Origin of the sequence: Streptomyces sp. NPDC008139 (assembly GCF_042957025.1) — a bacterium.
GTDB lineage: Bacteria > Actinomycetota > Actinomycetes > Streptomycetales > Streptomycetaceae > Actinacidiphila.
In genome coordinates this window covers 471,526-492,530 of record NZ_JBIBHM010000005.1, presented here as the reverse complement: position 1 = coordinate 492,530, position 21,005 = coordinate 471,526, and the positions used below count along the sequence as shown (strand labels likewise).

Here is a 21,005-nt window from a genome sequence, read left to right as displayed (position 1 = left end):
GCGCTGGGAAAGGTCAGATCACATCAGTGGCCGGTGCGCTTCGTCACGACAGACGCAGGGCGGGGACGACCACCGCGTCGATGTATCTGTGTGAGAAGTCGGGGTCGGGGTCGAGACCTTCGATGATGGGCCGCGCCAATGCGGCCCCGAACAGCAGGTGCGGAACGAAGTCGCGTGCCGGATTGTCGGCGGCCAGCTCACCGCGGTCCACGGCGCGCTGCACAAGAGCCCGGAAGCTGACCAGCTCCGGCTCGATGAGCAGCTCGCGCAGGGCGCGGAACAGGTCCTCGTTCCTGAAGGCCGCGTGGGCGAGCCCGCGCATGAGTTCCTGGTCCCGCTTGGTCTCGTCCTGGTCGTGACAGCGGATGAGTTCGTGAAGGTCACCGCTGAGCGAACCCGTGTCGATGTCCGCCGTGGACACCGACTTGGAGTGCCGCAGCGCGGTGGCCACGAGTTCCGGCTTGCCCTTCCACTGGCGGTAGAGGGTCGCCTTGCTGGAACGCGTACGGGACGCGACCGCGTCCATCGTCAGCGCCTCGTAGCCGACCTCACGCAGCAGCTCGACCACCGCCGCGTAGAGCTCGTGCTCGCGCTCGGGGGTCAGACGCGTACGACGCGTGGCGGAAACCTCAGCCGTCATGTCGCCCTGCCCTCCGAGTCGAAACGATGTCGTACACATAACCATAGACGGCCCGCGATCGAAACGCCACCGTTTCGATCGTGGGTCGAATCACGTTCGCGACGCTCAACCGTGCCCGCGCCCTCGCGCGTACGGATCCGCACCGCCCAGGCGCGGCGCGGCGGTCGACGTCGCGTCCCGGCTCAGGCGGGAAGCGCCAGCGTGTGACCGGTGTGCTCGACCTTCGCCCGCAGGTAGCTCACATTCGCCGCCGACACGTGCACGGCGGTCGGAATCCGCTCGACCACGGCCGTCCCGAGCGCGGTGAGCTGCCGCGCCTTGTCCGGGTTGTTGCTCAGCAGCCGTATGCCGTCGACCCCGAGCGCCGCCAGCATCTGGGCGGCCGCGGTGTAGTCCCGCTCGTCCTCGCCGCGCCCGAGCGCGCGATTCGCCTCGTACGTGTCGAGGCCGTCGTCCTGGAGCGCGTACGCGTCGAGCTTCGCGTACAGACCGATCCCCCGGCCCTCCTGCCGCAGGTACAGCAAATACCCGCCGGTCTCCGCGATCCGCTCGACCGCCTCGCGCAACTGCGGCCCGCAGTCGCACCGTTCCGACCCGAACACGTCCCCCGTCAGGCACTCCGAATGGGGTCTGACCAACGGCGCCTCGGCGCCCTCGTAGTCCCCGAGCCCCAGCGCCAGGTGCTCCTTGCCGTCCGCCAGACCGGTGAACGTGAACACGTCCGCCGTCGTCCCCCACCCGTCCGAGAACCGCAGCGGCACCCGCACCTTCGTCCGCATCCCGGCGGCCGGCAGCGGATTCTCCCCGCCCCGCGCCGCGTTGACCGCCGTGCCCGACGCACTGGTCGACACCTTCGACGCCATGCTGACCCCCTCATAAGATCTTGAAACATCAAGCTCTTCCGGCGGTCGGATTATTTCCCCCGCCCTGAGATGTGACCCAGGCCACACGTAGGAGTCGGCGTCCCCGCTCCCCCCTCGACCCGCCCGGTACGGCCGCCCCTGGGTCCGCCATGCTGACGCGGTGACGGGGACCGAAGACACGGCGAGCGCGGCGGACGCAGCGGGCACAGCCGGTACGGCGGCTACGGCCGATCCGCGTACAGCCGACGCGCCACCGCCACCGGGGCCCGCACCCGCACCCGCACCGGCACCGGCATCCGCACCCGCGACGGCCAAGCGGCGTACGAGCTAGCCGTGCACGCCGTACTCATCGGCTTCCTGCCCATCTGGGCGGTCACCGCCCTCGGCTGGACGGCGGCCCGCTTCGACGTACTCGGCGACCAGGCGCAGACCGTGCTCGGCCGGTTCGCCTTCACCTTCGCCATGCCCGCGCTGCTGTTCCTGACGATGTCCAGGTCGCACATCGGCGACCTCGCCACCGCGGGTGTCGGCGTCTTCGCGATCAGCCTCCTCGCCGTCTTCGCCGCCGGACTGACCGTCAGCCGCAAGCTGTTCCGGCACCGCCAGGCCGACCAGGCGATCGGCGCGATGTGCGCGTCCTACGTCAACTCCGCCAACCTCGGCATCCCGGTCGCCGTACACGTCCTGCACGACACGTCCTTCATCGTGGCCGCCGCGCTCTTCCAGATGCTTTTCATCACCCCGCTGATCCTCGTCCTGATCGACCTCGACACCCACCGCGGCGTCGGCGCGCTGTGGCGGCGCATGCTCCGACTCCCCTTCCGCAACCCGGTGATCGCCGCCTCCGCCACGGGCCTGGCGGTGGCCGCCACCGGACTGACCCTGCCCACCGAAATGGTCTCCCCCGTCCAACTGCTCGGCGGCGCGGGCGTTCCCTCCGCGCTCTTCGCCCTCGGCATGTCGCTGCACGCCCGTTCCCGCCCCACCCCGGCCGCGCGCACCGAACGCCGCCTGCTGGTCGGCCTCAAGACCGTCGTCCACCCCCTCCTGGCCTATCTGTTGGCCCGGTACGCCTTCGCCCTCTCCGGCCACGCCCTCTTCGCCGTCGTCCTGTGCGCCGGACTTCCCACCGCGCAGAACGCCTTCATCTTCGCCTCCGAATACCGGCTCCCCACCGACCTCCCCCGCGACACCGTCCTGCTCACCACCCTGCTCTCGATGGTCACCCTCACCCTGATCGCCTACGCACTGGGCTGACCCCCGCCCCCACCGGCGGGCGGTGTCACCGGCTGCCCCACCTCGTACGTGAGATAGGCGAATTGGCCGACCCGCTCCACGTCCGTCAACCGCAGCCGCCCCCCGTCCAGCCGTCTGGGCAGCAGCGGCGCCCCCGCTCCCAGCGTCACCGGCGCGACGCCGAGGATGATGTCGTCCAGCAGCCCGGCGTCGGCGAAGTTCCCGACCAACTCGCCGCCGCCGAGCAGCCACACGTTCTCCCCGTAGCCGCGGCTGCCACCGCTCCCCTCCCGCGCGGCGGCCACCATCTCCGCGTGCACCGGCCGTACATCACCCTGGACGAAACGGATGTCCACCCCCGGCACGGCGGGCAGATCGTCCCGGTGCGTAAAGACCCAGCACGGCCGGTCCCCGTACCAGCGCCGCCACTCCTCCGGCCGCTCCACCACCTTCTCGTGCTCCAGCACCCAGCGGTACGTCGTCGCACCCATCGCCAGCACCCCGACGCCCGCCATGAAGCGCTCGAACGGCTCTCCGGGTTCGGTGTCCACCTCGAAGAGCCAGTCGAGCGAATTCGCCTCATCGGCGAGGAATCCGTCGAGCGTGGTCGCTGTGTAGTACTGAGTCCTGGTCACCGTCACAGCCTGCCACCCACCACTGACAATTGCCCTTGAAGTGGACATCGGCGCAGGTCAGCCGCGCTCAACACTGCGGCAGCGGGGGCCGGTCCCGGACCCGGACCCTTACACCCCGAGCTGGCGTGCGGCAGCGTCCACCGTCTGCGCCAGCAGCACGGCGATCGTCATCGGCCCGACCCCGCCCGGCACCGGCGTGATCAGCCGCGCACGTCCGCGGGCCGTCTCGAAGTCCACGTCGCCGACATTGCCCGCGTTGTACCCGGCGTCGATCACCACCGCGCCCGGCTTGACGTCCTGACCCCGGATCAGCCGGGCCCGCCCCACCGCCGCCACCACGACGTCCGCCTCCGCGACCACCGCGGCCAGGTCCTCGGTACGCGAGTGGCAGTACGTCACCGTCGCGTCCTTCGCGAGCAGCAGCATCCCGACCGGCTTGCCCAGGATCGCGCTGCGGCCCACCACGACCGCGCGCTTCCCCGCGAGCCCGACCTCGTACTCCTCCAACAGCCGCATGATGCCGCCCGGAGTGCACGACACGAACCCCGGCAGGCCGAAGCTCATCGCGCCGAACGAGCTGACCGTGACGCCGTCGACGTCCTTCTCCGGCGCGATGGCCTCGAACGCCGCCCGCTCGTCGATGTGCGGGCCCACCGGATGCTGCAACAAGATGCCGTGCACCTCGGGGTCGGCCGACAGCGCACCGAGCGTCTCCACGAGTTCCGCCGTACTGGTCCGCGCGGGAAGCGCCACATGGCGCGACAGGATTCCGGCCTTCGCGCTGCGCGACTGCTTCATCCGCACATACGTCACCGACGCGGGATCCTCGCCCACCAGCACCGTCGCCAGGCACGGTGCGAATCCTGTGCGCCGCGCAACGATCGACGCCTTGGCGGCGGTCTCCCCCATGATGCGCCGGGCAAGACCGGCCCCGTCCATGAGCCGCGCGGTATGTGTCGATGCCACCGTTGCCTCCAGGCGTGTTCAGTCCACTCGCCCAGGCGCACGGCACCGACGTATGCGTCAGGCCGCTCCCCGGTGGTACTCCACCTCAGCGCCAGTCACGGCCCACCCGCACTCTATCCGCCCCCGCCGCCCCCGTCCCGTGTCGCCGGTGGCGGGCCGGGGCCGTACGCCGCCCTGAAAAGCTCCGCCGCCCTGAACCGTCTCGAACGGACCCCGTAAACGACAAAAATCCCGTCCGATCATGAAGACCGGCGGGATTCCGTCAAACGTTCCTGAAATCGACCAGGAACGGTCTTGTTGTGGACCTGAGGGGATTCGAACCCCTGACCCCCTCGATGCGAACGAGGTGCGCTACCGGACTGCGCCACAGGCCCTTGCAACGAGGAAAACTCTAGCATCCCGAGACGGGTGGTCGTGAACGTGATTCACGCTGGTCCGGATGGCCGGGAAGCCTGGCGGCACTACTCGTTGGCGGCGCGGGGGCGGTCGGAGGGGTCGGCGTACTGGTCGAAGAGCGGGGTGCGGGGGGTGCGCGGGCGCGGGCGGCGCGGCTGGGGGGCGGCCGGGGCCGACTCCTGCGCGGCAGTCGGCGGGGCGGATTCCGCGGCGGCGGTGCCGGACCTGGCGGCGCTCCACGTGTCGGGCGCGCCGGGGTCGACGCCGCCCGGCGTACGGGGGGCGACCGGAGCCGTCACATAGGTGGGCAGCGGGACCGGTACGGGCTCCCAGCCGTCGTCGTTGTTCTGCTGCGCGCGCTGCTGGTCGACCCACTCGGCGTGGTCGGTCTGCTCGACGAGGGCGCGCCGGTCGACCGTACGCGGCGAGGGCGCGGGGCGTTCGGCGGGCGCTGCCTGGTGCTGGTGCTCCTCGGCGGCCGGTTCCGGGCGGGCGCGCAGGCGTCGGGCGGCCTCGGCGGCGTACCGCTGGTCGATGCGCACCTCGAAGCGGCGCCGCTCCTGGCGACGCATCTGGCCGATGTAGACCGTCAGCAGAACGGCCGGGATGGCGGGCGCCCAGAGCAGCGCGACGCCGCCGACGGCCGCCGCGACGGCGCCGATGGTGAAGCCGAGGAAGAGCAGTGTCGTGGTGCGGCGACGGCGCGCGAGCACCTTGGCACGCGGGTTGGGCACGCCGGGGCGGGCACCATGCGCGTTGTGCGCACCATGTGCGCCGGCCGCGCCCTGAGTACCGCGTGCTCCGTGGGCGCCCTGCGGGACGCCCGGCCGCACCTCGGTCGCGGGCACTGCGAGTCCGCGGACGTCCACCGCTCCGGCGAGGTCGTCCTCGGATACGTCGTCGGCTGCGTCCTCCGCGGGTTCGACGCTCTCACCTCGCGCTTTCGCGACACGCCGCTCCATCGCCGCGCGCCCGGACAGAAGCCGGATGGCGGTGCTGAAGCGTTCAGTCGGACGCGCTTCGTTGAGCTCATCCTGCCTACGGAGCCACATGGGCACCAAGTAGGCAGCCCAGGCCCCGACGATGACTGCGTAGATGAGGCCACTACTGCTCACGCGTTACACGGTAGGGGTGATCGAGACACGCCATACGCAATTTGGGCCGGTGTGTCGCACGATCTGGCTGATATGCCGAGATTTTTTTGCGATTGGCTTCATTTTCGAACAATTGTTTTATTTCTGGTGCGTACCGGGCCTGGCCTGCCGCCAGCGGTACAGCAACCCCTCCGGGACTTCCTCCGCCGTCAGCGCGTAGACCAGATGGTCCCGCCATCCACCGTCGATATGCAGATAGCGCGGACGCAGCCCCTCCTCCCGGAAACCGAGCTTTTCGGCCACCCTGCGGCTGGGACCGTTCTCCGGGCGAATGCACACCTCGATGCGGTGCAGTCCGACGCGCCGGAAGCAGTGGTCGACGGCGAGCGCCACCGACGTCGGCATCACACCGCGTCCGGCGACCGCCTCGTCCACCCAGTAACCGACGTGCGCCGAGCACATCGACCCCCAGGTGATGCCCGCGACGGTGAGCTGCCCCGCGAGCCGCCCCTGGTACTCGATCACGAACGGCAGCATCCGGCCCGCGCTCGCCTCCGAGCGCAGGTGCCGCACCATCTGACGGTACGTGGGGCGCTGCGCGACATGGCCCGGCGGGGCGGGCGGCACGGTGGCCTCCCACGGACGCAGCCAGTCGCGGTTGCGCCGGTTGACCTCGCGCCAGGCGCGCTGGTCACGCATCCGGATCGGGCGAAGGGTGATGTCACCGTCCACCAACTCAACCGGCCAGGACCCGTTCAGCTCGGTCTCCCAGGGACTGAAGTCGTTTGGTCATTCAAGTGATCGCCGCCATGGATCTGGTCGACGGCGTGCACCAGGAGCGGGGCGAGTACGGCGAGGCCGTCCTTGACCCCGCCGCTCGAACCGGGAAGGTTCACCACCAGCGTGCGTCCGCACACACCCGCCACGCCACGGGAGAGCACGGCGGTCGGCACCTTCTCCCGGCCCGCCGCGCGGATCGCCTCGGCGATACCGGGGATCTCGTAATCGAGCAGTTCCCGGGTGACCTCGGGGGTACGGTCCGTCGGCGAGATACCGGTGCCGCCAGTGGTCACCACCACGTCGTACGCGGCCTCGGCCGCCTCCCGCAGCGCCTCGCCGACGGGCGCGCCGTCGGGTACGACCCGCGGGCCGTCCACGGTGAAACCCAACTCCTGGAGCGCGGCGACGATCAGCGGGCCGCCGCGGTCCTCGTACACCCCTGCGGAGGCGCGGTTGGACGCGGTGACGGCGAGCGCGCGCAGGGTGCGGCCCGGCGCGGCCTGCGGTACGGCGGGCGCGGTCATGCGCGGTGCCAGTCGCCGGACTTGCCGCCGGTCTTCTCCTCGACCCGCACATCGGTGATGACCGCCGCCTTGTCGACGGCCTTCACCATGTCGATGATCGTGAGCGCGGCGACGGTGACCGCGGTCAGCGCCTCCATCTCCACCCCGGTGCGGTCGGTGGTCTTCACGGTGGCGGTGATCTCCACGGCGTCGTCGGCGACCACCAGGTCGACTGTCACACCGGACACCGCCAACGGGTGACAGAGCGGGATCAGGTCAGGAGTGCGCTTGGCGCCCATGATCCCGGCGATCCGCGCGGTGGCGATGGCGTCGCCCTTCGGAACGCCTGCGCCGCGCAGAAGTTTGATGACGCTGGGATCGACCAGGACCCGTCCTGTCGCCCTGGCCGTGCGCGCGGTGACGTCTTTGGCGGAGACGTCGACCATTCGGGCCGCGCCTGCCTCGTCGAGGTGGGTGAGGTGCTGCTGCGCGCTGCTCATCGTTCTCCCGGTGCGGTCTCTTGGGCAGACACCGTACCGGCAGGGACCTCCGCACGGCCCGCGGGTCCGCGCCGGTGTGCGCGCGGACCGCCCGGCAGCCGATCGCCTACGGCTCCAGCACCACCACTTCGACGTCCGCCCCGGCCTCGACCGAGGTGTCGGCTTCCGGTACGACAATCAGCGCGTCGGCGTGCGCGAGCGCCCTGACCAGGTGCGATCCCGAACCGCCGACCGCCGTGACCGTACCGGACGCCCGGTCGTAGTGACCGCGCAGGAACTGCCGCCTGCCTTCCGGCGACCTCTCGATCGCGGTGACGCACACCGCGCGCACGACCTCCCGGTGCACCGACCCGGCACCCATCAGCGTGCGGATCGCGGGGCGGACGAACAGCTCGAAGGACACGTACGCGCTCACCGGATTGCCGGGCAGCGCGAGCAGCGGCGTGCGGTCGGGTCCGATCCGCCCGAAGCCCTGCGGCTTGCCCGGTTGCATCGCGAGCTTGCGGAAGTCGACATGTCCACTTGGCGCGGCGATGTCACCCTCACCGTCGTCGCCGTTGACGTTCATGTCACTGCCGTCCGCGATCGACCACAGCGCTTCTTTGACGACGTCGTACGCGCCGACGCTCACCCCGCCGCTGGTGACGATGATGTCGGCGCGGATGAGCTGGTCCTCGATGGTGGCGCGAAGCGTCTCCACCTCATCGGCGACGGCGCCGACGCGATACGCGATGGCGCCCGCCGCCCGCGCCGCGGCGGTGAGCGCGAAACTGTTGGAGTCGTAAATCTGACCGGGTCCGAGGTCCTCACCCGGCTGCACCAACTCGCTACCGGTCGACACCACGACCACCCGCGGCCGGGGCCGCACCCTGACGGCGCCGCGCCCGATCGCCGCGAGCAGCCCGATCTGCGCCGGGCCGAGAATCGTACCAGCGGCCAACGCCAACTCCCCCGCGGCGACATCACTGCCGCGAGCCCGCACGAACTGCCCGTGCTCCACCGGCCGACGCACCCGCACCTCACCCGCCGCGCCGGCCGGGTCGATGCTGTGCGCGGTCATGCTCGCCGCCGGGCCGCCACCGGTGCCGCCGTCGGTCCACTCCACCGGCACGACACCCTCAGCGCCGGGCGGCAGCGGGGCGCCTGTCATGATCCTGGCGGCCTGGCCCGGTCCCACCGTGGGCAGTTCACCGCTACCCGCCGCCACATCGCCGACCACGTCGAGCACCGCCGGGTGCTCCTCGGTCGCCGCCTTGGTATCGGCGACCCGCACTGCGTAGCCGTCCATGGAACTGTTCTCGAACGGCGGCAGCGCCACCGGCACCGTGACGTCCTCGACCAGCACACACCCCTGCGCGTCGAGGATCTGCAACTCGATCGGTTCCAGTGGGGTCAGTTGACCCAGGATGCTGTCGAGATGTTCGGAGACGGACCACACCCGGTCGGCGTCATGACTCACTCTTGCATCTCCTCGGTGACGTACGAACGCAGCCAGGTCCGGAAATCTGGCCCCAGGTCATCACGTTCGCATGCCAGTCGGACAATCGCACGCAGATAGTCACCGCGGTCACCGGTGTCGTAACGCCGCCCGGTGAACACCACACCGTGCACCGGGCCGCCGGTGTCGTCCCGGTGCGACAACTCACGCAACGCGTCGGTGAGCTGGATCTCGCCGCCGCGCCCCGGCTCGGTCTTCTTCAGCACATCGAAGACGGCGGCGTCGAGCACATAGCGGCCGATGACCGCATACGACGACGGTGCCTGGTCGGGGTCCGGCTTCTCCACCATGTCGGTGACGCGCACGACATCGTCGTCGCTCGTCGGCACTACGGCGGCTGCACCATAGAGGTGGATCTGCGAGCGGTCGACCCGCATCAAGGCGACGACGCTGCCGCCGTGTCGTTCCTGCACCTCCACCATGCGCGCCAGCAACGGGTCGCGGGGGTCGATGAGGTCATCACCGAGCAGAACGGCGAACGGCTGGTCACCGACGTGCGGTTCGGCGCACAGCACCGCGTGACCGAGGCCCTTCGGGTCGCCCTGGCGCACATAGTGCATGGTCGCCAGACCGCTGGATTCGCGTACCCGCGCGAGCCGGGACTCGTCACCCTTGCGGGTGAGTGCTTCCTCCAGCTCGTAGTTGCGGTCGAAATGGTCCTCCAGGGCGCGCTTGTTGCGTCCTGTGATCATGAGCACATCGGAGAGCTGTGCGGACACGGCTTCCTCGACCACGTATTGAATGGCCGGCTTGTCGACCACGGGAAGCATTTCCTTGGGCGTCGCCTTGGTCGCCGGCAGGAAGCGGGTACCAAGACCGGCGGCAGGGATCACAGCCTTGCTGATCCGGGTACGAGGATGTGATTGCGTCATGCCGTGCACCATAGCGGGCAAGTATTCGCCCGAAGACGAAGGTACGACTGGTTGTGACGGATTGGGGACGGATTTGTGTGGTATGAGCGACGCCCGCGAGCGAAAAGCAGAACTCCGGACCAGGCTCCTGCGCACCCGCCGCGACCTTACCGCCGCCGACCGCGCCGCCGCAGCCACAGCGCTCTCGCAGACCGTACGCGGCCTGCCTGAACTGGCCGCCCCCGGACCGGTGGCCGCCTATGTGTCGATCGACACGGAGCCCGGCACCCGAGAGTTGATCGACGCCCTGCGGAACGCCGGTACGCGCGTCCTGCTTCCCGTCCTGCTCGCCGACAACGACTTGGACTGGGCCGCATACGACGGCCCTGACGCCCTGCAACGCACCGGGCGCGGCCTGTTCGAGCCGGCCGGCGAGCGCCTCGGCCCTCAAGCTGTCACCACGGCGCGGGCCGTTCTGCTGCCCGGCCTCGCCGTGGACGCGCGCGGGGTACGTCTTGGCCGCGGCGGCGGCTCGTACGACCGGGTCCTCGGGCGGCTGAGGGAGGCCGCGGTCGATCCGCTTCTCATGGTGCTGCTCTACGCGCACGAGGTGGTCGAACGAGTCCCGCAGGAACCGCACGACCACCTCGTAGACCTGGCGGTGACGCCAGAAGGAGTACACCGCTTCGCCAAGTGACGTCATTCGCGCGTGACGTTTTCCGTCACCAGGTGCGCGATAACCGGTGTGATTTACGGAGTGAGTGCCATCTTCGCCTTGGTGGCCTTGTCCACCTGCTCGGCGGAGAACACCCAGGGGAGAAGTTCGCCGTTCGCCCACATATTGGTCTGGTCGGTGTAATGCGCGTTGTAGACGTGACCTGACGCACCGGTCAGATTGATCCACCGGGACTTGTCGAGGTCCTGGAGATTGACGATCATCCGCATGGACGGGACCCAGACGACGTCGTAACCGCCCGCCGCGTTCCAGCCGGTCGCGTTCACGGCCGCCTCACCGCCGCCGAGCTGCCAGGGGCCACGGTTGAGCAGCCACTTGAGCACGGCGGGGCCTTCGGTGCCCAGCGTCTGGTTCTTCAGCTCCAGCTTGTGGAGGCGGCCCCAACTCCAGGTGTCGATGTCCTTGCCGAGCTTGGCGGTCAGTTCGTAGCGTGCGTCCTTCATGGCCTGCTCAAGGAGCTGGTCACGATCGCTGTGGCGCTTCTTGTTGGGGTCGCCGCTGAAGAACGCCGTTGTCGACATCGTCCACCAAGGGCTGTTCTGCTGCGGCAGCATCTTGCGAACGACCTCGAACCACCGGTCGCCGCCGTCGGGCTGCGCCTCGTCGGCGTCCCGCTCGCCGCACTCCTGGACCGTGCCGCTGCTGCCGTCGAGATTGTCGACCGGCCCGGTCTGCCCGGCCGGGGGCACCCGCAGGCACTGACCCTCGGGACGCAATTCCTTGGGCAGCTTGTTGCCGAAGGCCAGCTTCAGGACATTGCGCCACACCGCGTTGAAGTACGCGGCGGCGGCGGAATCGGCGTCCTGGTTGAAGTCCCAGCCCTCCAGCAGTTGCTGCGCCTTGCGTACGTAGTCACCCTTGTCGTTCGTGATGTTGATCTTCAAAAGATATGGAACGAGAAGCTTGGCGATCTCACTGCTGCTGTCGCCCTGCATCGACTGCATGTCGTCCATGGAGACTTTGCCGCCGTCCTTGATCTTGGACGCGATGAGGTCGTTGATGCGCTGACTCCTGGTGCCGTATCCCCAGTCCTGGGTCAGCAGGTACGGGTACTTGCTCTGATCGATGACGGCCTGGTTGGCGGTCACGATGTATCCGCGGGAGGGGTTGTACTCGTACGGCATCGACTTGAACGGGATCGTGCCCGTCCAGTCGTAGTGCGAGTCCCAGCCGGGCACCGGGTACGTACCGTCCACACCGTCGGCGCGCGTCGGCACCTGACCCGGCGCCTGGTAGCCGATATTGCCCTTGGTGTCGGCGTAGATCAGATTTTGCGACGGGACCGCGAAGTCGGCGGCGGCGGCGCGGAACTGGTCGAAGTTCGTCGCCTTGTCGAGTTCGAAGACGGCGTCCATGGTCTTCGAGGGCTCGAGCGCCGTCCATCGCAGAGCGACGGCATAACCACTGTTGACGCCGCCCGGTGGATCGGTGACGGGTGCGGTCTGTCCGACGGTGCGGATCTCGTCGCTGCGGTCGGAGATCACGGGACCGTTGTTGGTTTCGCGCACCGTAATAGTGCGGCTTTTACCACCCGCGACCCTGATGGTCTCCTGGCGCGTCTTGAAGGGCAGCTGCTTGCCGTCGTAGAGGTAGGTGCCCGCCGTGACCTTCTCCAGGTAGAGGTCGGTGACGTCCGCACCCAGGTTGGTCATTCCCCAGGCAATGCTCTGGTTGTGGCCGATGACGACCCCTGGCATTCCTGAGAAGGTGTAACCGGCGACGTCGTACGGGCAGGCGGCGTTCACCACCCGGCAGTGCAGGCCCATCTGGTACCAGAGCGAGGGAAGCTGCGGCGCCAGGTGCGGGTCATTGGCAAGCAGCGGCTTGCCGGTGGTGGTATAGGTGCCGGACACCACCCATGAGTTGGAGCCGATGCCGTCACCCGACGGACCGAGCAGCGCGGGCATCTGGTCGATGATCTGCGAGATACCCGAAAGTTGTGTGTTGACCGAGCTGCTGAGTCCCTGCGGGCCGCCGGACGACGCGGGCTCGTACGCGCCGGTGATCTTGTTGACGGAACCGCCGTCCACGATCGGCCGGTTGCGGTCGTACGGATACGCCGGGTAGAGCTGCTTGATCTGCGCCTGGCTGAGGCGGCTGGTCATCAGGGCGCGGTCGATCTCGTCCTGCATGTTGCCGCGCAGGTCCCAGGCCATCGCCTTGAGCCAGGCGACGGAGTCGACCGGCGTCCAGGGTGCGGGTTTGTAGTCGTTGCTGAACGACAGCGCCGCGTACTCGACCGACAGTCCGGCGCCGCTGTGGTCCTTGAGGTAGGCGTTGACACCGTCGGAGTACGCCTGGAGGTATTTCTTGGTGGTGGCGTCGAGCTTGGTGTCGTATTCCTTCTGCGCGGCGCCACGCCAGTTCAGGGTGCGCAGGAAGGCGTCGGTCTCGACCTGGCCCTTGCCGAACATCTCGGACAGCCGCCCCGAGGTGAGGTGGCGGCGTACGTCCATCTCGTAGAACCGATCCTGCGCCTGGACGAAGCCCTGGGCGCGGAAAAGGTCCTCGGGGCTGTCGGCGTAGACCTGGGGGATGCCGTTCGCGTCGCGCATGACGTCGACGGGCCCTGACAGGCCCTTGAGCTTCAGCGAGCCCGATGTCTGCGGGAAGGAGGCGCGGACTGTGCTCACGCTCCAGTAGGACCCGAATCCGATGCCCGCTACGAGCAGCAGCACGAACGCGATCACGATGAAGCGTACGCGGCGGGATTTCTTCCGTGCGGGCATCGCTGTCCTTCGAGGGGCAGGGCGGACCGGTGATCAAGGTGCTCGTTGTGCAAGGGCAACCATAGGGGCAGCCCAGCGGTCGGCGGCCGGTGGGCCGTGGAATGTCAAGAGAGCGTAAAATGTTAGGTAAGGCAACGAAGTTGAAAGGACCGGCACCCTGACTGTCCACCATCTCAACGAGATCCTGCTGGTCGGCGCCTCAGTACTGCTGGTCGCGGTCGTGGCCGTGCGCCTCGCCTCACGCAGTGGCCTTCCCACTCTGCTCATCTACCTGGGCATTGGCGTCATCATGGGCCAGGACGGCGTCTTCGGCTTCACCTTCAACGACGTCCAGCTCACCCAAGTCCTGGGTTATGCCGCACTGGTGGTGATCCTCGCCGAAGGCGGACTTGGTACGAAATGGCAGGAAATCAAACCGGTACTGCCCGCCGCCGCGGTGTTGTCGACATTCGGCCTGATGCTGAGCGTCTTCGTCACCGCTGGCGCCGCGCACTATCTGGTGGGCCTCGACTGGCGGCAGGCGCTGATCATCGGCGCGGTGGTGTCGTCGACGGACGCGGCCGCCGTCTTCTCCGTGCTGCGCAATGTGGCGCTTCCCAAGCGCGTGACCGGCGTTCTGGAGGCAGAGTCCGGCTTCAACGACGCCCCTGTCGTGATCCTGGTGGTCGCCTTCTCCGCGGCGGGTCCCGTCGACCACTGGTACCACCTGGTGGGCGAGATCGCGCTGGAGCTGGTCATCGGTGCCGCGATCGGGCTCGCGGTCGGCTGGTGCGGCGCCTACGGCCTCAGGCACGTCGCCCTGCCCGCTTCCGGCCTCTACCCGATCGCCGTCATGGCGATCGCCGTGGCCGCCTACGCGGCAGGTGCCATGGCGCACGGCTCCGGCTTTCTCGCCGTCTACATCGCCTCGCTCATCCTCGGCAACGCCAAACTTCCGCACCGGCCCGCGACTCGCGGTTTCGCCGAAGGGCTCGGCTGGATCGCTCAGATCGGCCTGTTCGTCCTACTCGGTCTGCTCATCACACCGCACGAGCTGGGTGACGACGTCGTCCCCGCCCTGATCATCGGACTGTTCCTGACCGCGGTCGCTCGACCCGCCTCCGTGATCGCGAGCCTGCTCCCCTTCCGCATCCCCTGGCGCGAACAGGCGCTGATGTCCTGGGCGGGGCTGCGCGGCGCGGTGCCGATCGTGCTCGCCACCATCCCCATGGTGGCGGGAATCACCGACAGCAAGCGGATCTTCAACATCGTCTTCGTCCTGGTGATCGTCTACACCGTGGTGCAGGGCCCGACCCTGCCATGGGTCGCCCGCCGACTGCGCCTGTCCGGCGACAGCAACGGCGACGCCGCCGACCTCGGCATCGAATCCGCCCCGCTGGAACGGCTCCAGGGCCACCTGCTGTCCGTCGCCATCCCCAACGGCTCGCGCATGCACGGCGTCGAGGTGGACGAGCTGCGGCTGCCCACAGGAGCCGCCGTCACCCTGGTGGTGCGCGAGGGCGCCAGTTTCGTACCGCTGCCGTCGACCGTGCTGCGGCGCGGCGACGAACTGCTCGTGGTGACCACCGATCCGGTACGGGACGCGGCCGAGGCCCGGCTGCGGGCCGTCGGGCGCGGCGGCAAGCTCGCCGGGTGGCTCGGGGAGAAGTCTCCTGGTCGGCAACGCGGCCGACCAGGAGACCGATAAACCCGACCAACGTCCGGACCGCACCAGGTGCGCGAAAACGGCGCCGGTCTCCGCGTATCATGGTGAGGTATTTGTCGAGTTCAACCTCTGTCTGACGCAGAGCCGGCGCGGATTCCCGCGCTGAGCGGACGGCTCTCGGCGCGGTCATTCGCGGACCTGGATCCGCGCACGCGCTACCAGGCGGCAGAAAGACCAGGCTGTGGCATCCAAGGTGCCCACCTCCCCGTCCACGTCCCCAGCCGGGACAACGCCCACGCCCGCCGCTGTCGACGCAAAGACCGGCTACCGGCAACTGCTGAGGACCCCCGGCGCCTGGGCGTTCCTGCTCCCCGGCTTCGCGGCCCGGCAGCCATTCGCGATGCTCACCATCGGCATGGTGCTGCTCGTCGAGCACACCACCGGCTCCTACGGCACAGCGGGAGCCGCCGCGGCCGTCACCGGGGTCTCGATGGCCCTGTGCGCCCCGAGGAGCGGCCGACTGGCAGACCGCCTCGGGCAACGTGCCGTCCTCGTACCGGGCGTCGCCCTGCACACCGCCTCCGTCATCGGGCTGGTGACGCTCGCGCTGACCCATGCGCCTACCTGGACGCTGTTCGCAGCGGCCGTGCCCGCTGGTGCCACCGTGCCGCAGATCGGGCCCATGGTGCGCGCCCGCTGGGCGGTGGCGTTGAACGGCTCGGCCACCGCACCCTCCAGCGCCGCTTCCCTCTTGATGACAACGGCTGCGGCCTTCGAGTCGGTGACCGACGAGTTCACCTTCGTCATCGGCCCTGTGCTCGCCACCGCGCTGTGCACCGCGGTGCACCCGGCGGCCGGACTGATCACCGAGGCGGCGCTGACCCTTGCGGGAGGAATCCTCTTCGCCGCGCAGAGAAGTACCGCGCCGGTCCCGCACCCCACCATGGCGGGCGTCAGCGGAAAGCCCGCCTCTGCCTTGTCCGTACCCGGAGTGCGCGCGCTCGCCGTCGCCTTCCTCGGCATCGGCGCCGTCTTCGGCGGCATGCAGGTGTCGCTGACCGCCTTCACCGAGGAAATCGGCCGGCCCGGCATCAGCGGACTGCTATACGGGACCTTCGCCGCCGGAAACATGCTGGCGGGCGTCGTCTACGGCGCGGTCGCCTGGCGCCGCAGCCCGCGCGCCAGGCTGCTCGCGGCGTACGCGGCCCTGACACTCGCCTGCGCCCCGCTGTGGGCCGTCCACGCCGTGCCGGTGCTGGCGCCGCTCGGGCTGCTGGTGGGCCTGTGCATCGCCCCCACGCTCATCACCGGCTACACGATGGTCGACGCCCTCGTACCGGGCGAGTCCCGAACCGAGGCGTTCACGTGGCTGACGGGGGCGGTCGCGCTCGGGCAGGCGGCCGCCGTCACCACGGCCGGGTTGCTGGCCGACCACGCCGGCTCGCACGCCGGTTTCACGGTGCCCTTGGCCGGTACCGCGCTGGCGCTCATGGTGCTGGTGGGGCTGCGCGAGAGGCTGGTGCCACAATCGCGAGGAGTGGTCGCATCGGGTGTGATCGGTCACCGTGCGGCGGTCCCGGTGGACTGACGCCGGGAAATACTGCACTATTGAGCGTCGTTAGCACTCAATGAGTCAGAGTGCCAGGAGGAGCAAGTGCCGACGTACCAGTACCAGTGCACCGAGTGCGGCGAGGGCCTCGAGGCGGTGCAGAAGTTCAGCGATGACGCGCTGACCGAGTGCCCCAACTGCGGCGGACGCCTGCGCAAGGTCTTCTCCGCCGTGGGCGTGGTCTTCAAGGGCTCCGGTTTCTACCGGACCGACAGCCGCGGATCGTCCACGAGCAGCGCGCCTGCCGCCAAGAGCAGCAACTCGGACAGCAAGTCCGACAGCAAGCCGTCCTCCGGCTCGTCGTCGGGTTCATCGTCCGGCTCCTCTTCGGGCTCTGGCACGGGCTCCTCGTCCTCGAACAGCACGTCGGCGGCCTGAGCCCTTCCGAGGCTTCCGCAGATCTTACGAACCCCCGCCGTTTCCACGGTGGGGGTTTCGTCGTGTGCCCGGCACCGCAATAGGGTGATCGACATGGTGCAGAGCAGCAGTGCGACGGACGCGCAGGCCGAGATCGGCGTCATCGGCGGATCCGGTTTCTACTCCTTCCTCGACGATGTGAGCGAAATCATGGTCGAGACTCCCTACGGCCCGCCGAGCGACTCGCTGTTCCTCGGTGAGGTAGCGGGGCGCCGGGTGGCGTTCCTGCCGCGACACGGTCGCAAGCACCATCTGCCACCGCACAAGATCAATTACCGCGCCAATCTGTGGGCGTTGCGGTCCGTCGGCGCGCGCCAGGTGCTCGGTCCGTGCGCGGTGGGCGGTCTGCGCACCGAGTTCGGCCCCGGAACGCTGCTGGTGCCCGACCAACTAGTGGACCGTACGAAGTCGCGCGCCCAGTCGTACTTCGACGGCGAGACGCGGGCCGACGGTCAGGTGCCGAACGTGGTCCATGTGACCTTCGCCGACCCGTACTGCCCGGTGGGCCGGAAGGCCGCCGTCGCCACGGCACGGTCGGGCGGCTGGGAGGCGATCGACGGCGGAACGCTGGTGGTGGTCGAGGGGCCTCGCTTCTCGACCCGCGCGGAATCGCTCTGGCACGCGGCGCAGGGCTGGTCGGTGGTCGGGATGACCGGCCACCCCGAGGCCGTACTCGCCCGCGAACTGGGGCTTTGCTACACGTCGTTGACACTGGTCACCGATCTGGACGCGGGCGCCGATACCGGAGAGGGCGTCTCCCACGAGGAGGTGCTGGAGGTCTTCGCGGCCAATGTCGGCCGGATGCGGGACGTGCTCTTCGACCTGATCGGCGAGCTGCCGGACAACGACGCGCGGGACTGCCTGTGCGTGGACTCGCTGGGGGGCCAGGACCCGGGGATCATCCTCCCCTAGCACGCGGACTCCCGTATCCCTTAGCTCCTGCCTTCCGCGAAGCGGTAATTCACGCCTCCGGGTGGCCGAGTTATCCACAAGTCGGGAGTTGTCCACAGGGATCGGAGCGCTGTCGGCGCCGTGCGCGATGGTGGATGCATCGACCGGACATCCCGGTATCGAACACCTCACGTCAGGCGGTGGTCCGTCATGTCCTGCTCCCCCACTCCCTATTCGGCTCCGGCATGCCCCGAGCCGTACACGCCGCCGCGTTGCGCGGTGCCGGACTTCCCGCCGATCCGAGCGGGCGGCCGACGGCAACTCCTGCGGCGGTCGCCGGGGCGCCGACGGCGCTCATTGGCCTTCGGTCTGGCACTGACGGCCGCCGCGCTGGCGGCGTCCGCGGCGCGCGGGACCGGCCCGCGTCATGACGCGGCGGCCCCACGGGGACCCGCGCCAGCGGCAGCCCGCGACACCGCCAACGCAGCGACCGTACCGGCACCCCATGACGTGGCCGAGGTGCTGGTCAGGGCGCCGGTGCGGATCGCCGACGCGGCGGCCGTCGCGCTGCTGCACGCCGGCGACCGGATCGATGTGCTGGCCAGTTCGCGGGTGGTGGCATCGAACGCGACCGTTGTGGCAGTACCGGGCCCCGCGGACGACTCGAAGCCCGCAGGAGAGTCCGCCCCACCCGATGTCAGTGGCGGTGGGGGCGGCGGGGCACTGGTCGTGCTCGCCGTGCCCCGCCGTACGGCGGCGGCGCTCTCCGGTGCGGCCGTCTCGTCACCTCTGGCGGTGACATTGTGCTGAATCACCCGATCGTGGACGGCAATTGGACACGCCGAACCCGCATTGCCTTCTATGGCGGAACCCATCATTCCGCCACATCGGCGTCACGGAAGAGGCATAGCGGTGACCGACAAGAACAAGCCGGGCGTGCTGGCAGGCTTCAAGGAATTCATCACGCGCGGGAACGTGATCGACCTCGCGGTCGCGGTCGTCATCGGTGCCGCGTTCACCAACATCGTGAACTCCGTGGTGAACGGCGTGATCAATCCCCTGGTCGGTGCCTTCGGTACGAAGGATCTCGTTGGGTACTCGTCCTGTCTGAAAGGCCCGTGCGTCGTCAACGACAAGGGCGAGACGATCAGCGGGATCCACATCCTGTGGGGCTCGGTGCTGAGCGCCGTCCTGACGTTCCTGATCACCGCAGCGGTCGTGTACTTCCTGATGGTCGTACCGATGTCCCGCTACCTGGCGCGGCAGGCGAGCAAGCGCAAGCACGACGAGGTGGTGGAGATGGCGGCCGAGGTCGAGGAGATCACACTGCTGCGCGACATCCGCGACGCGCTGGTCTCGCCGCGCAGCGGGGGCGGGAACTGATCGTCCGGTCCGCTCAGAGGTGGTGCGGCGGCTTCTCGTTGAGGAAGCGCGTGAAGTCGTCGTCATCGGCCGCTGAGCCGGAGGGCCGCTCGCCCCAGCCTCGGTCGGTGTCGTCGGCTGAGGGGCGGTCGAGCGGATCGTCGAAGACGAGGCCCGAGGGGCCCACCGGGGGTACGACGGCCGGGGCGGGCTCGTCGCCGGGGTTCTCGGCCGGGGTGCGATCGGGGGCGCTGCTCATGCCTCCAGGGTACGGCGGGGCGTTGGTGGCCGGGCTGTCGTCCCTGCTCAAGCGACCGGAGGGAGATACCCCAAGTGTCCGTTTGAGTCAGTCGGCCGGATATACCTGGCCGCATGCAGATACCGGACCCGACGCCCTCGCCCGCACCGGCAGCCGTACGCCCGGACGCGGAGAGCGTGGAACAGCGACGCGCACAGGCACACGTACCGGAGCGGGAGCACGTAGAGGCGCAGGCGCGGGAACAGGATCTCGACCGAAGCGACCTCGCGTACCGTCGCTGGTTGAGCGACGCTGTGGGGAAGGTCCATGCCGACGCCAATCGGTCCGCCGATACCCATTTGCTGTCAGTTCCGCTCCCGGCGGACTGGGGCGTCGACCTCTATCTGAAGGACGAGTCCACGCATCCGACGGGCTCGCTGAAGCACCGCCTGGCGCGCTCGCTGTTCCTGTACGCCCTGTGCAACGGCTGGATCCGGCCGGGGCGGCCGGTGATCGAGGCGTCCAGCGGGTCGACGGCGGTCTCGGAGGCGTACTTCGCCCGGCTGATCGGTGTCCCCTTTGTGGCCGTGATGGCGCGTGGGACGGTGCGGTCGAAGATCGAGCTGATCGAGTTCCACGGGGGCCGATGCCATCTGGTCGACGACCCGTGCGAGGTGTACGGGACGGCGGCACGGCTGGCGCGGGAGACCGGCGGCCATTACATGGATCAGTTCACGTACGCGGAGCGGGCGACGGACTGGCGGGGCAACAACAACATCGCCGAGTCGATCTTCCGGCAGATGGCGGTCGAGCGGTTCCCGGTCCCGACGTGGATCGTGGCGACAGCCGGCACCGGGGGGACGTCGGCGACGCTGGCCAGGTACGTGCGGTACGCCCAGGCGACGACGGGGATCTGCGTCGCGGATCCGGAGAATTCGGCGTTCTTTCCGGGCTGGCGGGATCACGATCCGGCGGTGACGACCGGAGCGGGGTCCCGTATCGAGGGGATCGGCCGCCAGCGGGTGGAGCCGAGTTTCGTGCCGGGCGCGATCGACCGCATGATGCGGGTCCCGGACGCCGCTTCCATCGCGTGCGTGCGCGTCCTGGAGCGCCTGCTCGGCCGCCGGGCGGGCGCGTCAACCGGCACCGGGCTGTGGGCCGCCTTCCGGATCATCTCCGAGATGCGCGAACGCGGTGAACAGGGCAGCGTGGTGGGCCTGTTGTGTGATCCGGGTGAGCGGTATCTGGAGAAGTACTACTCCGATGGCTGGCTGGCGGAGCAGGGCATCCGGATCGGCCCTTACGTGGAGCGCGTCGAACGCTTCCTGACCACGGGGGAGCTGGCGCGGGCGGATTCGCCGAGCGGGCAGGCGAGTCGGGGCTGAGCGGCCCGGATTTCCGCGCGGCGCGCTGCGC

At 69.2% G+C, this 21,005-nt stretch carries 21 protein-coding genes, 1 tRNA gene and 1 riboswitch; of the genes, 9 read left to right on the top strand and 13 right to left on the bottom strand.

Features of this window, described 5'->3' with window-relative positions:
* Positions 1–43: 43 nt before the first annotated feature.
* Both ACFZBB_RS13515 and ribA read right to left on the bottom strand, forming a co-directional pair.
* A complete protein-coding gene (locus tag ACFZBB_RS13515; protein WP_188282412.1) occupies positions 44–640 on the bottom strand; it encodes a TetR/AcrR family transcriptional regulator in 597 nt (198 codons plus the stop codon).
* Positions 641–822: 182 nt separating this feature from the next.
* Positions 823–1,419, bottom strand: coding sequence for a GTP cyclohydrolase II RibA (gene ribA / locus ACFZBB_RS13510; RefSeq protein ID WP_391121142.1), 597 nt, complete (start codon positions 1,417–1,419; stop codon positions 823–825).
* A gap of 417 nt (positions 1,420–1,836) precedes the next feature.
* On the opposite strand from ribA, the gene ACFZBB_RS13505 reads away from it, so the two are divergent.
* A complete protein-coding gene (locus ACFZBB_RS13505) occupies positions 1,837–2,760 on the top strand; it encodes an AEC family transporter (RefSeq protein WP_391121012.1) in 924 nt (307 codons plus the stop codon).
* Here ACFZBB_RS13505 and ACFZBB_RS13500 read toward each other — a convergent pair.
* From ACFZBB_RS13500 to galU, 9 genes are all read right to left on the bottom strand, one after another.
* Positions 2,745–3,374 carry a dihydrofolate reductase family protein gene (locus ACFZBB_RS13500; RefSeq protein ID WP_391121009.1) on the bottom strand — a complete coding sequence of 210 codons (630 nt, stop codon included), beginning with the start codon at positions 3,372–3,374 and terminating at the stop codon, positions 2,745–2,747. The two genes, ACFZBB_RS13505 and ACFZBB_RS13500, sit on opposite strands and share 16 nt — an antisense overlap.
* A 108-nt stretch (positions 3,375–3,482) precedes the next feature.
* Positions 3,483–4,313 (bottom strand): tetrahydrofolate dehydrogenase/cyclohydrolase catalytic domain-containing protein, encoded by an 831-nt coding sequence (locus ACFZBB_RS13495; RefSeq protein ID WP_391121139.1) that lies wholly within the window; start codon positions 4,311–4,313, stop codon positions 3,483–3,485.
* Positions 4,314–4,362: 49 nt separating this feature from the next.
* Positions 4,363–4,449, bottom strand: a riboswitch (ZMP/ZTP riboswitch).
* Between the two features lie 191 nt (positions 4,450–4,640).
* Positions 4,641–4,714 (bottom strand) — tRNA-Ala (locus ACFZBB_RS13490).
* An 87-nt stretch (positions 4,715–4,801) separates the two neighbouring features.
* Positions 4,802–5,851: a gephyrin-like molybdotransferase receptor GlpR gene (glpR, locus tag ACFZBB_RS13485; protein ID WP_391121006.1), complete on the bottom strand. Its 1,050-nt coding sequence runs from the start codon at positions 5,849–5,851 to the stop codon at positions 4,802–4,804.
* A 117-nt stretch (positions 5,852–5,968) separates the two neighbouring features.
* Positions 5,969–6,589, bottom strand: a complete 621-nt coding sequence (locus tag ACFZBB_RS13480; protein ID WP_391121136.1) for a GNAT family N-acetyltransferase — start codon at positions 6,587–6,589, stop codon at positions 5,969–5,971.
* Positions 6,586–7,134, bottom strand: a complete 549-nt coding sequence (locus ACFZBB_RS13475; RefSeq protein ID WP_391121002.1) for a molybdenum cofactor synthesis domain-containing protein — start codon at positions 7,132–7,134, stop codon at positions 6,586–6,588. The genes ACFZBB_RS13480 and ACFZBB_RS13475 overlap by 4 nt, the downstream gene beginning before the upstream one ends.
* Positions 7,131–7,613, bottom strand: a complete 483-nt coding sequence (gene moaC, locus ACFZBB_RS13470; protein WP_391120999.1) for a cyclic pyranopterin monophosphate synthase MoaC — start codon at positions 7,611–7,613, stop codon at positions 7,131–7,133. The genes ACFZBB_RS13475 and moaC overlap by 4 nt, the downstream gene beginning before the upstream one ends.
* 106 nt (positions 7,614–7,719) lie before the next feature.
* Positions 7,720–9,072 (bottom strand): gephyrin-like molybdotransferase Glp, encoded by a 1,353-nt coding sequence (gene glp, locus ACFZBB_RS13465; protein ID WP_391120995.1) that lies wholly within the window; start codon positions 9,070–9,072, stop codon positions 7,720–7,722.
* The gene (galU, locus tag ACFZBB_RS13460; RefSeq protein WP_391120992.1) at positions 9,069–9,983 is read right to left on the bottom strand and encodes a UTP--glucose-1-phosphate uridylyltransferase GalU; all 915 of its coding nucleotides are present in this window, start codon (positions 9,981–9,983) and stop codon (positions 9,069–9,071) included. The genes glp and galU overlap by 4 nt, the downstream gene beginning before the upstream one ends.
* 82 nt (positions 9,984–10,065) lie before the next feature.
* On the opposite strand from galU, the gene ACFZBB_RS13455 reads away from it, so the two are divergent.
* Positions 10,066–10,659 carry a 5-formyltetrahydrofolate cyclo-ligase gene (locus ACFZBB_RS13455; protein ID WP_391120989.1) on the top strand — a complete coding sequence of 198 codons (594 nt, stop codon included), beginning with the start codon at positions 10,066–10,068 and terminating at the stop codon, positions 10,657–10,659.
* A 53-nt stretch (positions 10,660–10,712) separates the two neighbouring features.
* Here ACFZBB_RS13455 and ACFZBB_RS13450 read toward each other — a convergent pair whose 3' ends face one another.
* The gene (locus tag ACFZBB_RS13450; RefSeq protein ID WP_391120986.1) at positions 10,713–13,427 is read right to left on the bottom strand and encodes a penicillin acylase family protein; all 2,715 of its coding nucleotides are present in this window, start codon (positions 13,425–13,427) and stop codon (positions 10,713–10,715) included.
* A gap of 157 nt (positions 13,428–13,584) precedes the next feature.
* Here ACFZBB_RS13450 and ACFZBB_RS13445 point away from each other — a divergent pair, with 157 nt between their 5' ends.
* The 6 genes from ACFZBB_RS13445 to mscL all read left to right on the top strand — a co-directional run bounded on the left by ACFZBB_RS13445 (position 13,585) and on the right by mscL (position 19,372).
* Positions 13,585–15,114, top strand: coding sequence for a potassium/proton antiporter (locus tag ACFZBB_RS13445; protein WP_391121133.1), 1,530 nt, complete (start codon positions 13,585–13,587; stop codon positions 15,112–15,114).
* A 292-nt stretch (positions 15,115–15,406) separates the two neighbouring features.
* Complete coding sequence (locus ACFZBB_RS13440) at positions 15,407–16,660, top strand: MFS transporter (RefSeq protein WP_391121130.1); 1,254 nt, start codon at positions 15,407–15,409, stop codon at positions 16,658–16,660.
* A gap of 66 nt (positions 16,661–16,726) precedes the next feature.
* Positions 16,727–17,059, top strand: coding sequence for an FmdB family zinc ribbon protein (locus tag ACFZBB_RS13435; RefSeq protein ID WP_391043359.1), 333 nt, complete (start codon positions 16,727–16,729; stop codon positions 17,057–17,059).
* A 93-nt stretch (positions 17,060–17,152) separates the two neighbouring features.
* Positions 17,153–18,010 carry an S-methyl-5'-thioadenosine phosphorylase gene (locus tag ACFZBB_RS13430; RefSeq protein ID WP_391120983.1) on the top strand — a complete coding sequence of 286 codons (858 nt, stop codon included), beginning with the start codon at positions 17,153–17,155 and terminating at the stop codon, positions 18,008–18,010.
* A gap of 489 nt (positions 18,011–18,499) precedes the next feature.
* On the top strand, positions 18,500–18,799 hold the full coding sequence (locus ACFZBB_RS13425; RefSeq protein WP_391120980.1) for a hypothetical protein: 300 nt from the start codon (positions 18,500–18,502) through the stop codon (positions 18,797–18,799).
* A 102-nt stretch (positions 18,800–18,901) separates the two neighbouring features.
* Positions 18,902–19,372, top strand: a complete 471-nt coding sequence (mscL, locus tag ACFZBB_RS13420) for a large conductance mechanosensitive channel protein MscL (protein ID WP_391120977.1) — start codon at positions 18,902–18,904, stop codon at positions 19,370–19,372.
* 13 nt (positions 19,373–19,385) lie between these two features.
* Here mscL and ACFZBB_RS13415 read toward each other — a convergent pair whose 3' ends face one another.
* Positions 19,386–19,610, bottom strand: a complete 225-nt coding sequence (locus ACFZBB_RS13415; RefSeq protein WP_391120974.1) for a hypothetical protein — start codon at positions 19,608–19,610, stop codon at positions 19,386–19,388.
* A gap of 281 nt (positions 19,611–19,891) precedes the next feature.
* Here ACFZBB_RS13415 and ACFZBB_RS13410 point away from each other — a divergent pair, with 281 nt between their 5' ends.
* Positions 19,892–20,974 (top strand): pyridoxal-phosphate dependent enzyme, encoded by a 1,083-nt coding sequence (locus ACFZBB_RS13410; protein ID WP_391120971.1) that lies wholly within the window; start codon positions 19,892–19,894, stop codon positions 20,972–20,974.
* Positions 20,975–21,005 lie beyond the last annotated feature (31 nt).